The sequence below is a fragment of the Burkholderia sp. THE68 genome (assembly GCF_009938265.1).
GTDB lineage: Bacteria > Pseudomonadota > Gammaproteobacteria > Burkholderiales > Burkholderiaceae > Caballeronia.
The window spans coordinates 1,490,244-1,503,181 of sequence record NZ_AP022316.1; the positions used below are offsets into that span (position 1 = coordinate 1,490,244).

10 protein-coding genes are annotated in these 12,938 nt (G+C 56.4%); 7 read left to right on the forward strand and 3 right to left on the reverse strand.

Going from position 1 to position 12,938, the window contains the following annotated elements; translation table 11 throughout:
• Positions 1–470 precede the first annotated feature (470 nt).
• From BTHE68_RS20385 to BTHE68_RS20415, 7 genes are all read left to right on the forward strand, one after another.
• Complete coding sequence (locus BTHE68_RS20385) at positions 471–2,225, forward strand: site-specific integrase (RefSeq protein WP_162068034.1); 1,755 nt, start codon at positions 471–473, stop codon at positions 2,223–2,225.
• A gap of 538 nt (positions 2,226–2,763) precedes the next feature.
• Positions 2,764–4,302 carry a serine hydrolase domain-containing protein gene (locus tag BTHE68_RS20390; protein ID WP_162068035.1) on the forward strand — a complete coding sequence of 513 codons (1,539 nt, stop codon included), beginning with the start codon at positions 2,764–2,766 and terminating at the stop codon, positions 4,300–4,302.
• Between the two features lie 178 nt (positions 4,303–4,480).
• Complete coding sequence (locus tag BTHE68_RS20395; protein WP_162068036.1) at positions 4,481–5,449, forward strand: hypothetical protein; 969 nt, start codon at positions 4,481–4,483, stop codon at positions 5,447–5,449.
• Between the two features lie 587 nt (positions 5,450–6,036).
• Entirely contained in the window at positions 6,037–7,056 is a 1,020-nt protein-coding gene (locus BTHE68_RS20400) for a CBASS cGAMP-activated phospholipase (RefSeq protein ID WP_162068037.1), read from the forward strand.
• Positions 7,056–8,225 carry a CBASS cGAMP synthase gene (locus BTHE68_RS20405; protein WP_162068038.1) on the forward strand — a complete coding sequence of 390 codons (1,170 nt, stop codon included), beginning with the start codon at positions 7,056–7,058 and terminating at the stop codon, positions 8,223–8,225. Before BTHE68_RS20400 ends, BTHE68_RS20405 begins: the two co-directional genes overlap by 1 nt.
• Positions 8,222–9,919, forward strand: a complete 1,698-nt coding sequence (locus tag BTHE68_RS20410) for a ThiF family adenylyltransferase (RefSeq protein WP_232077977.1) — start codon at positions 8,222–8,224, stop codon at positions 9,917–9,919. Before BTHE68_RS20405 ends, BTHE68_RS20410 begins: the two co-directional genes overlap by 4 nt.
• On the forward strand, positions 9,904–10,389 hold the full coding sequence (locus BTHE68_RS20415; RefSeq protein ID WP_162068039.1) for a Mov34/MPN/PAD-1 family protein: 486 nt from the start codon (positions 9,904–9,906) through the stop codon (positions 10,387–10,389). Before BTHE68_RS20410 ends, BTHE68_RS20415 begins: the two co-directional genes overlap by 16 nt.
• Positions 10,390–10,672: 283 nt before the next feature.
• Here the strand turns inward: BTHE68_RS20415 and BTHE68_RS20420 are convergent, their stop codons facing one another.
• From BTHE68_RS20420 to BTHE68_RS37260, 3 genes are all read right to left on the reverse strand, one after another.
• Positions 10,673–10,978: a hypothetical protein gene (locus BTHE68_RS20420; protein WP_162068040.1), complete on the reverse strand. Its 306-nt coding sequence runs from the start codon at positions 10,976–10,978 to the stop codon at positions 10,673–10,675.
• 1,142 nt (positions 10,979–12,120) lie between these two features.
• Positions 12,121–12,333: a hypothetical protein gene (locus BTHE68_RS20425; RefSeq protein ID WP_162068041.1), complete on the reverse strand. Its 213-nt coding sequence runs from the start codon at positions 12,331–12,333 to the stop codon at positions 12,121–12,123.
• Positions 12,334–12,652: 319 nt separating this feature from the next.
• Entirely contained in the window at positions 12,653–12,937 is a 285-nt protein-coding gene (locus BTHE68_RS37260; protein ID WP_162068042.1) for a 2Fe-2S iron-sulfur cluster-binding protein, read from the reverse strand.
• Position 12,938 lies beyond the last annotated feature (1 nt).

The window sequence follows — 12,938 nt, forward strand, 5'->3', positions numbered from 1 at the left end:
CGTCCTTTCACCGGCTTCTGTCGAAACTTGAGAACCTTCGGACGCGTCGGCATTTCCTCGATCGCGAGTTGCGACATGCGATACCTCGGCTATCGGTTGCTATTTGGTTGGGAGTTTCCTTGGTTATCGGCAGTTCGGTCCGAGTCTTTAGGGCGCATGAAGTCTGCCAATCGTCGTGTATTCTGGACGACAGGTAATCAATGATGGGAGCAGGCGACCATCCGCGCTGCTGAAAGGCCTTGCGCGGAAACACCGTGCTCAGTTGCCGAAGCGGGTCCCGCTGCGTGCGCGCTTCGTTCGCAGCACCTTTGTCCTGGACGCCCGGCGAACGCGAGCTATACGTGTGATCTAGTCGAGCAAGCCGAATTCCTAAACCAGTACTCGAGATATAAAGGGGCGGTTGCTTTGGCGAGTCCATTTCGATAACTGTTCTTATCGATATCGCACCACGCACGACCTAAACTGGAAGCGTGAAACCGTCGCCGCCCCCGTCCGGGCGCGGTCGCCGCGCCCCGTCCCATTCCGACGCCCCGCCCGCCCGCGCGCCCTTCCCCGCGTTCCCCGACCTCGACGCGTTGGCTGCCGTGCGCGCTTGGTACGAGGGGTTGACTGCGCGCGCCGCCGTGCATCGCTACCTCAGCCATGTGCGGGCAGACGGTCAATCGTCCCGCGCCCTGCTCGGCCGGATTCGCAACCGACTCGCCGCCTTCGCGCGGTCGTACCAGCAACCCCAACTGGCGCAACTCTTCGACCACCCGGCAGCGCAGCGCGGCGCCCGCGCCGCTGCCGTGGTGCGCGCCCTCGACGTGTTGCGGCATGCATCGCTTCCCGAGCCTCAAGTGGCTGATGCAGTGAAGGACTGGCTGTCGCCGCGTGTGGTGCACGCGCTCCATGCTGCGGGCATGCGCACCCTTGCCGACTTGACCCTGCGCGTGCCGCGCCGCCGCCTCTGGTGGCGCGCCCTCGCCGGGATTGGCCGGGTCGGGGCACGCGAAGTGGAAGCGTTCTTTGCAGCGCACCCGGCCTTGACTGTGCAAGCGCGGGCGCTTGTGAGCCAGCCGACGCACCGCCTCGTGGTGCCATGGGAAGTGCTGAGCGTCCCTGAGGCACTGGATGGTTCGCGGGGTCGCTTCCGGGCGTCAGCGGCGACCTGCCTGCTCAACGCCGACACCGATTACGCGGCGGTCCACGCGTGGCTTGAGTTGCACGAAGCGCCCAACACGGCGCGGGCCTATCGGAAAGAAGCCGAGCGGCTCCTGCTGTGGGCCATCGTGGAACGGCAGCGGCCGCTCTCGTCGCTGACCACCGACGACGCGGTGGCGTATCGCACATTCCTGCGACGCCCGACGCCGCGCGAGCGCTGGGTCGGTCCGGCGCGCCCGCGTGAATCGGTCGAATGGCGCCCCTTCGTCGACGGCTTGTCTGCCCCGTCCATCTCCTATGCGCTAACGGTGCTGCGGGCGCTGTTCCGCTGGCTGATCGAGCAGCACTACGTCCTAGCCAATCCCTTTGCCGGTGTCAACGTGCGCGGCGCGGGCCAGAACAAGCCTTTTGATACCGGGCGTTGTCTGACTCAGTCCCAGTGGGCGAACGCGCGACACCTTGCCGAACAACTCGAGCGCGTCTATGGCTGGAGCGGTCCGGCTGCGCATCGCTTGCGCTTCATTCTCGATTTTGGGTATGCGACCGGCCTTCGGGCGCAGGAACTGGTCGACGCGAAGCTCAGCGACATCCAGGAGGATGAACACGGTGATCGTTGGCTACGCCTGGTGGGCAAGGGAAATAAGAAGGCGAAAGTCGCTCTACCGCCGCTGGCGTGGCGCGCGCTGGAGACGCACCTCGTTGAGCGCGGCTTGCCGGTGACACGAGATCACTGGCCGCGCGCCGTAAAGCTCGTCGGCGCCCTGATCGAAAAACCGGGCACCGTCGACACGACGGGCATCACGACCGCGCGACTGCGGCAGATTTTGCGGCGATTTTTCGAGCTGGCTGCCGAATCGGTTGAGGGCGAGCGCCCGCCGTTGGCCGAAACGCTCCGCCAGGTCAGCCCACACTGGCTAAGGCATAGCCATGCAACCCACGCACTCGAGCGCGGCGTCGACCTCGTATGCGTGCGCGACAATCTTCGGCACGCGTCGATCTCCACCACCTCTCGTTATCTGCATGGAGACGACACGCGACGAGCGCGACAGGTGCGTGGGGCGTTTTCGGCGGGTGGGCGATAACGCAAACGCCGAACGCGCAGCGCCGCAGATCGATGTTCGGCCCCTCGCGGATTTCCGGAGGCCGACAGCGTCTTCCCCACGAGCAGGCGACTTTGCATGATAGGAAAACGGGACAACACCTTTGCGCCCCCGCCCGCTTGGCATGCTACGAGATAGGCTCGAAAGCGGAAGCTCAGCCTCCCCGCTCGGCTCTCCGTCCGTCGTTCGTTGCTTGCACCCATCAGACGGCAGGCACAGTGTCACCGCGCGCGTGTTGCTGAACGGTATGAGTGCCGCATTTGCGCCGATGGCGACCTAACAAGAGGACAGATGTGCCGACGGAAGCGGCTCAGGACTGTCTGAGCTTGCTTCCAAAAGCTTCACGGTGCTCAGAACGGAAGGCCGAGCCCGTCAGCCTTGAATGAGTGGGACCACGGCCTATGAGGACGTCCGCACGGCGGTCTTTTGACCGCGTGTAACTTTGATGAGAGAGTACGATGTATCGCTACTGTTCCAACAATCCAAGTCATGAAGCAACCGAAATTTAGGGCGCGAACGAATGAAACCTGAAGAATTTCTAGCGTCGCTCCAACCATCCGACAGCACGAGACCATTTCCGGGTGCAGCCTTATCGGTCTGCAAGCAGGGCGAGGTGGTGTACCACACTGCCGGTCTGGCGGATATTGAACAGTGCGTCTCGATATCCCCACAAAGTCGCTTCCACGTTGCATCACTGGCGAAGCAATTTACGGCTTTTATAGTGGCTTCTTTGATTGCGGAGCGGAAACTCCATATGGAATCGCCCGCAACCGAATATCTTCCTTGGCTGCCACCTGCACTTGAGGATGTCCGCCTTCGTCATCTATTATTCCACACGTCCGGAATCCGAGATCAATGGGCCCTCGCCTATTTCGCAGGAAGGCGTGAAGGTGATCAGATAACAACCGGAGACGTGCAAGGATGGCTTGAAAATGAGTCCGCACTCAACTTTATTCCGGGCAGCAGATTTCTTTATTCAAACAGCGGATACACGCTGCTAGGACTAATCGCCGAGCAGATCACCGGTCGCGAATTCACTTCTTTAGCTGACGATCTCCTTTTCCGACCGCTAGGGATGACGAGTACAGGCTTCGTAGCCAATGCACACGAAGTCATACCGCATAGAGTTTATGGGTATCGGTCTGCAGGTAACGCATATTGGAGGTACGACCCACAGTACGGGGTAATAGGGTCGACATGTCTCCGGACGTCAGTGGAGGACATGGGCAAATGGCTTGCATGCTCTGTCCATAACGAGTTCTTCGCTGCCGTGCGGAACGTAGGATATTTCGAACCCGGCTATCTGGATGATGGTCAACTGTCCAGATATGGCTTCGGACAAATCATTACAACGATTGCCGGTCGCGACGTCATAATGCACGGAGGCTTCGACTACGGATTCAATGCAATATTGGTACGATGCGCAGATGAACCATCCGGAATATTTGCTGCCGCCAACAGTGGATTTGCCGAACTCGAAACGTCGGCCATTGACGTTTTCAAAGGTTTATTTGGAACAGAATCTAATCATTCTGGGCACGGCACGAAAGAATCCGCCCTTTTACCACCGAACGTGATTACCGGAATTTATTCCGACGAAGAAAGACGAGATGTAAGATCGATACAGCGTCTGCCCGACGGCCGTCTATGGTTAGGGTGGATGCAGGGATTTGAACTTCGATCAATTGGCCATGCCGAGTACTCAGTCGTCGGCACGCCAAATGTAATGAGCTTCGATGCAAATAGGGAGACGATTGAATTCTACAACGGATATGAATTGACCAAACTTGCGCTAGTTCAGGGCTCTCCTATCCAATATCAGACTTTGATTGGAGATTATTTCAGCTCAGAGCTGCGGTCGGTCATTACCATCAGACAAAAGAACGACGGCTTGACGATCAAGGTGGGCGCGAATGATGAAGACGCGTTGGAAATAGCTGCACCGGACTTATGTGTTTGGGGCGCGTATTGGGCCCGACCGATAATTGAAGGCGAGAGGGTCATCCGTCTGTTTGTTTCGCATCCGAGATGTACTATGCTTGAGTTTCGGCGGATATAGATCCGCGTGCGGAAGCGATACGACACCGCTTTGTCAGGGAATGTTTGAACCGTTTTGTCGTCGGCCATCCATTGTGCGAGATGCGGACGCGTCCCTTGAACGGGAAGCGCTGCAGCTCCTCTAACGGAGCACTAGGATGTTTCGAGCCGTCACTAGGATGTTTCGAGGCGTCGCTAGGATGTTTCGAGCCGTCAATCGTTTTTTTCTGGCGATCCTGATTGGATTCGGTCTGTATCTCGTCATAGGCTTCGTGATTTTACTTCTACGTTGGAACTCTATCACCGGAAAGCCGGGAGTGTTTTTTGACTCTCTCTTTGTCAATATCGCTTCGGACGCGATTTTTTTCGGCTTCGTTGGCGCAGCAGGAGTCTTGGCGCAATTTTTTGGAGACTCGGGCGACGTTCTACAGCAGCGCGTGCGCAGAATGTTTGCGAATAAAGACGCCGCTACCCCAATTCTAAATTTTTTTGAGGGCGTTGCGAAGGAAAACTGTGTGTATGCAGAGCTAGCAGCCCACACTATCACAATTGTGGAGTACGACCAACAGCGTTCAGCCTATCGGGGCGAATTTCACAATGAGTATCTTCTCCGCAATGCTTTTGGAGATATCTCTTATGATTCAGAGATCACAGTCGAAATAGTCCCCGACATGAAACGCGATGACGGCGAACCGGCGGCCGTCGTAGACAAGCTGCAAATCACACATCAAAACGGGGCCATCAGAAATTATTTGGAGACGCGCGTAACCCTCACTAACAGTGGCTTCAGACGACGCATCGCGATCAAGCTACAGCCAAAAGAAGAGGCTTTATGGGAAACCCAGTGGTGGTCTTGGATTGATTCTCGGGGGAATGACAGCGGATTCAGTTTAAAGAGATTCTCAGCGAGATTCACAGTCACCATCCGAAATAGATCGCTCGTTCCTGTGTACATTGTTGAAAGGGGAGCCACTTCTCCTTTGCGCATTGAACCAGGAGACGAACTGCTAATCTTCGATAAAAAAAATATACCACCGAAGCAACGTTATGATTTCCGGTGGGTCCCGCCGGACGGAAAGATTCCCGACACGTCGGTCACGGACATACCAGATGCGAGTGTTAATCTTGATTTCGACGGTCGCATCGAAGAAAAGCCTGCAGGAAACTAGATTCTCGATCCTCCGATCCACGTAAAAACGGGGTTACGCTTCCTTCTTGTCACCGGCCCATCATTCCAGTTTTTAGTGGCTTCAGCTTGTGCAATTTACCGCCGTGCCGAACTCTCCTGCTCCGAAGTCCCGGTTGATTACGCGGATCGAGACGCGGCAATCCGATTGGTACGGCCGATCGCACACTGCTTAAAATCCCAAGCGTGGCTAGTACATAATCTTTTGTCTCACGAGTTTCATATTCGGTGCCGTCGCGGAAGAGCAGTCGGCACTTCGTGCAAGCACATTTATTCGACACAAGCGTCCGAAACCGCACAGATGCCCCTCCGGCCCAACCGCTCAGAGGCAACGAACCTGTTTTCCCACTAATGTTTGCGGCCGCCTTTCAGGCACACTCCCATCATGCTCTACGAACGTTTTGCGTACGTTCCGCTACACGTCCTAACTCAACGATATATCTATACTATTGAAAAGATGAAATCAATAGCACCATATATTGTGGTGGATAAGCAAAATTACCTATATCTTGTGTCTTCACGAAACATCAGATATTATGCGTCCTGTCCGCATATATCCTGGAGCTCTGCGTGGAAGTCCGTCGCCCTTTTCAAATTCTGGCCTTGTCGGGAGGCGGATATCGAGGTCTATTCACGGCAAAGATTCTCGCGGAAATCGAACGAGAAATCGGCATGCCTATCGCGCGGCGCTTCGACCTGATCGCCGGTACCTCCATCGGCGGGATCCTCGCGCTCGCACTCGCGCTCGAGATTCCAGCGGCGCAGATGGTCGAACTTTTTGTCGAGCATGGTAGGGACATCTTCCGTCCACGCTTCACCCTTGGAGGATTTCTTCGCGCAAAGTACAGCAGTGAGCACCTTCGTAACCTGCTTGAGCAAGAGAGCCTCTTTGGAGAGCGGCTCGTTGGCGATTGCATGCACCCGGTCATCGTCCCCGCAATCAACTACACGCGCGGGCAACCCGTCTTGTTCAAGACACCACATCACGAAACGTTCAAGCGCGATCATCGTTACCGCGTTGTTGACGTTGGAATGGCGACCAGCGCGGCTCCGACTTACTTTCCGCGCTACGTCTTCGACAATTGCCAATATGTGGACGGCGGGCTGTTCGCCAACGCGCCTGGACTCCTGGGACTTCACGAGGCCCAGAAATTCTTCGGTCGACTCGGCGACATCGCCGACGTCAGTCTCCTGTCGATCGGAACGATGTCTTCGAAATTCACGGTCGACCCTAGCCGCAATCGCGAGGGCGGATTGCTCGATTGGGGCGGAGTCAAGCCCGCAGCGACGCCCCAGCGGCTGTTCGGCCTCAGTATCTCAGCGCAGGAATCCATGACCAACTTTATGTTGGGCCATCTGCTGCCAGAGAACAACTATCTTCACGTGGACGACGTACTCACCGACGAGCGAGCCCGCTCGGTCGCGCTTGACCGAGTTGATGCGGCTGCCAGAGAAGTGTTGCTCGGCTCTGCGTCCGAAGAAGCAAAACATCTTCTTGGTAAGAAGCAGTTCGCACAGTTCATGCAGCACTCGCCCGCGCAACCCGTGTTTTTCTATGGGTCACACGCTCTCGTTACGGAAGTCGCCTGATGCTCAACCTCCACAAACTACTGCACGCTCAAGCCCAAGACGGCACCTTTTATTCGGAAATCAATCCGACGGACGAACAACGCGAATTCCTGCGAGCCTGCCGCAACAAAGTCCGCGATCATTTGCGTGAGGGCATTGCAGATGCGACGACGACGGTGCTCGGCATGTCGACAAAAGTGACCCCGCGCTTTCGGACGCAAGGCTCCTGGAATTACGATACGTGCGTGCAAGCGTGTCATTTGCCTCCGCAAGAGATGGACTGGGATTTCGGCGTGTACCTGCCGGTCGACGTGTGGAAGGAAAACGGGCCGCCGGAGCGCATGGCGAAGGCCTATTTCGTTCTCGTTGAGCACTTGCTCTCCGACCTCTGCGACAACGAGGATTGGCAGCTCATCACGGACAAGGACACTTGCAGTCGTATCCAAGTTGCCTCTTGGGCACACATGGACGTGCCGCTCTATGCAGCATCGGCCGAAGAGTTTGCGAAAGTCGTCGAAAATGTGCGCCTCGCCAAGGCGTACGAGACGATGATCTTCGAGTCCGCGACGGCAGACAGCGTAGAGGTCCAGCGCCAGACATGGGACGAGTTGGAAGCCGTCGTGCTTGCTACGCGCGACGGTCTTTGGAAACACTCTGACCCGAACGACGTCGCTACATGGTTTCAAGATCGCTTGAATGAAGCCGGAAACCATGCTCGCCAACTGCGTCGGGTTTGCCGATACGTCAAAGCGTGGCGAGATTTCCACTGGCGGAACGGCGGGCCTACGTCCATCTCCCTCATGATCGCCGTAGCCCGCGAATTCAACGGCGTCACGGGCCGTGACGACATCGCGCTGCAGCGCGCCGCCGAGCAGCTCGTCGCTGCGCTGGCCGGGAATATCTACGAAGCAGGAATCGACGAAGGGAAGGAAGACTTCAATCGGCTCAATGCCGACCAACGGCGTGAAGCGTCGGCTCGGGCCGGCCTTCTCGCTGGTGCTGTCGAGCGCGGTCGCAACCTTCAATACTCGAGTCGCTACGACGCTATCACGGGCTTGAGAGCACACCTCGGCAGCCGTGTCCCGAACGAACCCGACTGGATTGAGATCGATTCTTCCAACGACGACATTCGGCGTGTTCCGGCTACCAAAGTCAGCAAGCCGGCGGTGGGTGCGAGCAAGGCCGGATGAAGCACATCGACATCGACGCGCGGGGCCGGACATACATGATCCTGCGCGAGTACGGATTGAAGCCGTATAAGGCAAGGAAGGGAGTAAAAGCCTTTCGCGGCGAGCTACAGTGCGCGAAAGCAACTGTGGCCGTTCACCTGGAAATCGAAGACTGGGACTTCACGCAATACCCGCGTATCACGCTTCTCGAGCGCCCTGCTTCTCTTCCTGCACTGATTGCTCACGTCGATGCAACGGGAGGGCTCTGTTATTTCATGCCCGAGTCCGTCATTCTCGACCGGTACAGGCCTGATGTTGCAGTTGAACAGTGCCTCCAGGCAGCGATCAAAGTGCTCGACGATGTGCTGAGCGGGAAGCCGCAGAAGGATGACATCGCCAACGAGTTCGCGGCGTATTGGACCTTCGGTCAGTCGCCTGAAGCGTGGCCGGTACTTGTCGACGACGTGCTCATGGAGGAAACGCCCAAGGCGTCCTATTTCTTCCTGAAAGAGGACGGCCAGCTCGCGCGCGGTCTCATAGCGAAAGACGTCTCTGCAGCACGCCGATTAACCGCTAACATCGATGCTGAGGAACTCGTCAAAGGTTCGCTTGCGTGTCTTCTGTTTGAGACGGCAGCAATGCCGGCCGTCCCACCGACCGGCTTACCCCGTACGATCCGCGAATTCTTCAATTGGGTCAGGGAATGGGACAAGGATCTGTATAGCAGGATTCAGCAGCGACTCGGCTCGGATAAGACTTATCTGACTCGCGGCGGCTGCGTCATCGCGATTTTCACGCCTGCCGGCGGTCTCGGTGTGCAGTTCCTTCTCGATAGGCGACACCGCCTCGGCTATGCCAACGCACCTAGACAGTTTCGACAATTCCTGCATGGCGCAGGAGGCGTTGAGAAGGTCACGCGTTTGAAGCTTGATCACATCAGCGCGGAGTACATCCATACGCGCAATCTTCATGCATATCCGAGCCTTGTTGGTCGCCGTATCAAAATAGTTGGGTGTGGTGCGATCGGTGGCTACGTCGCAGCGGCGCTGGTCAGACTCGGTGCAGGAACGGGCGAAGGCGGTCTGCTTCGGCTTTACGATTTTGGTGACCTCGAGCCCGATAATCTCGGCCGCCACGCGCTCGGCTTCACGTCTCTATACCAAAACAAGGCAGTGGCATTGCGCCAGGAGTTGCTCCGTCAGTTCCCGTATGTCAACACGGAGGCGTTACCAGAAGCGCCGTCGTTGACCGACGAATTCTTTTCGACCGACCTCGTTATTGACTGCACCGGTAGCGAAGCAGCGAATGAGCGGTTGAACGCTCATCATGTCAAGAGCCGTCTATGTCCCGTCCTGTACGTTTGCATTCGCGGAAACGGTGAATGTGTGCAAGCGCTCTGGGTCGACGCGAGTAACAAGCTCGGCTGTTATCGTTGCCTGCGACAGGCATTTGGGGCTAATTACTTCGAAGAGCGATTCCCTGTCCTGGAGCACGCGGCTCATACGCGCTTTTTGGGATGCCGCTCTTTCACACCGTACGCCGTGTCTTCACCCATGTACGCCGCCACGTTGGCGACAGATGTCGTTATTGACTGGTTGAAGGGAGACCCCTCGCCCAGGTTCAGAACCCGTTACGTCGAGAATGCGGATGTAAGGAAAGTGAAGAATCAAGACCTGGGTCGGATCAAGGAATGCCCCGCATGTTCCGGGAACTGAGAGTTTCGAACTCGCTCTTGCCGGGCGGAGACATCCTTATCGAAGAAGAAGTGTGGGCGCTCCTTTCTCCGTTCAGGCAAATCTTGCCGTCCGCACCAGAGACGGGTGGAATTCTGCTGGGCTTCCGACGTGGCCCGCACCTTCACGTGACTTATGCCACTTCGCCGCAGCCAGAGGACCGCCAGTCCCGTTTCAGTTTTTTCCGAGCGGAACGGCATCATCAACGGCTGGCAACTGGCTACTGGGCCAACACCCAACAGACTGGCGACTACCTAGGCGAGTGGCACACACATCCAGAACCACATCCATCGCCGTCTGGCATCGATGTCACGGCATGGAAGAAAGCCTCCAACCGCCGCAAGGACGCGTTGCTCTTCATTATTTTAGGTACTGAAACAGCTGCGTACGTCGCGGTCGGTCTGTATGGTGCAATCAGTGGCCACCCAATAGCTTTGCCCTCGCGCGCATAACTCAGCCGCTAGAATTCCCAGCAAAAGAGGCAGACACCGAGGGCAGTAAGCCACCTCAGTGTTAAGCTCGGCCGAGATGGGCGAGGTGCGTAGCAGAATGCCCGCGTCACAACGTCAAACGTGTTCGCGTTAAGACGACGAGGCCCGTCCCCAAAGCGAGGGAACTGGGAAGCTTCAAACTGCGACTCGCGCAACTAGGTTCATGCACCGACACTGGCATTAGTCAGATGATAATCAACGATGCAGCGTCCCGGCCCCTGTGCAAGCTCTGTAAGGCGTTCTTCTAAAAGAAACGAATGTCGGTAATTATTCCGCTGTCATCCACCAAAATGTTGACGCGATCGTGCCGAAATTCTTCCGCAACAACAGAGGATGGCGTCAGCATTCGGCATTGGCGACCTATCAGATCTTGTAAGAAGACGGGAATGTTCTTCACCGAAGGCGGGAAAGCTTCCTCGGCTAAAGGCCACGGGATTATCGGATCGGTCTGCGTAGAGGCCTTCGCTGACGTAATTGTCACGCGCCACGGCCACGTGAAACTGCCGCCTCCATCCGATTCCTCAGGAGCATTTTTTGGCTCTTGCTTCATCCGAATCTCCTTTATGTGGCCGTGATTTCCGCCCGATGCGTCATATCGTCGATCGGTTACCATACGTTATAGACACTCCCCGCCCTTCAAACAAGCAAATAGGTCGGAGATCCCGACGGGCATACGTGCTCGACACGAAAGGCGTGGGTTCAGCGTTCGACCTATGCCAGCCAAGCACTAGGTTTCCACTAAGAGAGATGGAAACGCCTCGCTTCGTTGTCAGCATTCTGTCAGAACCGGGCGATAACGGAAAAATCGACCCTTTAGTTTCTTGAAAATCAGTCATGCGAACCATAGACTTAATCCAAATTGCGTGACTGCGCCGATGTTACCTCACTGGACGGCTCACGACGAACAGGAGACAGGACATGTGTAAGATGTCGGTTGCCTTGATTTCGGGGATTGTGTCGATGCTTTTGTTTTCGAATCTGCTCGCTCCAACCCACGTTGCAGCGCAGGACATGCCTTCATCGTCCCGCCAAAAAGTCTACACGTGGGATCCGATGGACGTTCTAGACGGAGGAGGAATAGTTGCTTCAAAAATCCGCAACATGACTGTGACGATCATTGAGGAACGTGCTCCGAACGGAACACTAAGCACCAGATACGTTACTACTTGGCAGTTCTACAACGTCACGCACGATGACCGTACGGGGTCGCACCTTGGAGTGGTCGTAACACTCCGAGATCAATCTGGACAGTTGCTGGAGGAATACACTGGGTCATCTCCACGAGCAGACTGCTCTTATGACGGCAATTGGGGTACCGCCCAGATTCCAACAGTACACTCATCGAACAACTATCTGGACGTAATTTCGGGAGCGTCTGCCCAGGTTAGTTATGGCGCGACCTACGAAGGCACTTGTTAGTCTCAGAAGCCAACTCAAAGGTCCACGAACCGCCTCGGAGGACCCCGAAACGTCGGTTGCTACAGAAAGGGAGATCACGGTCATCGGATCGCATCCCCACCGTCGGATAGTTCAAGTTCGAACTTCACACCCTGTGATTATGAGCCCGCCATTCCGACGACACGCTTGCCGAGTCGAAGCCGCAAAGCCGAGGTATGTCGAATTGCGCTCTACCTACGCATTGCTTCGTTTCAGGTACCCGGGACGCACTTACGCTAACGAGTGATCGGCTGCTTAAGGTATTGATCGAAATCCAGGCATCGCGAAAAGTATCCTTGCATGAGCGTGATGCCGTGCGCAGCGAAGAAATCGCGCTCGCCGCGTTTCGATTCCCTCGGCGATGACACGAACGCTAAAGTTGTTACCCTTGGAGATCAGACGGCGCGCGATGTGCTGGCGCACTGAATCTGTATCGATGCCGCACACGAGGCGCGTGTCGAGCTTCATTCGATCAGGTTGAAAGTCAGCTAGCAATGTCAGGTTGACAGCTTAGGACATCTTCTCTTATTTTCGTCTCGAAGATGATGCACCGCCTCGAAAACGAAAATCTCTCACCGGCTTCGGATGTGCTGCGAATGCAGTGGTCGGATTGGCACATGGCAACTGTGCTCACGGAGTCCAACCTCGGTTGCCAATCTGATTAAAAAACGCTCTAACTCGGCGGCCGCCGCTCAGAATTCCAAGGTTACGTCGGACAAAGGAATGGAACAGCAGGTGAGCACAAAGCCCTCTGCTGTCTCTTCATCGGTGATGCCGCCGATGTGGTTCATTCCACCGCTCCGTCCAGCTTCCTAAGCCTACAGGTTCCACAAACGCCCACGCGGCAGGCGTTGGGAATTCTTGGTCCATTCAGTAACGAGTGGACTGCATCAAGGATCGTCGTGCCCAGATCGCATTTAACGTCCAATCCAGATTCCGACAGACGAACCGTCGCGACACCAACGAACGGAGGAACATGCACGGGGGCCTGCCCCGGCGGCTCAAAACTCTCTTGATGGAAGCGTTCAGGATGTGCCCCTGACGCTAGAAAAATAAGTTGCATTGCCTCCATG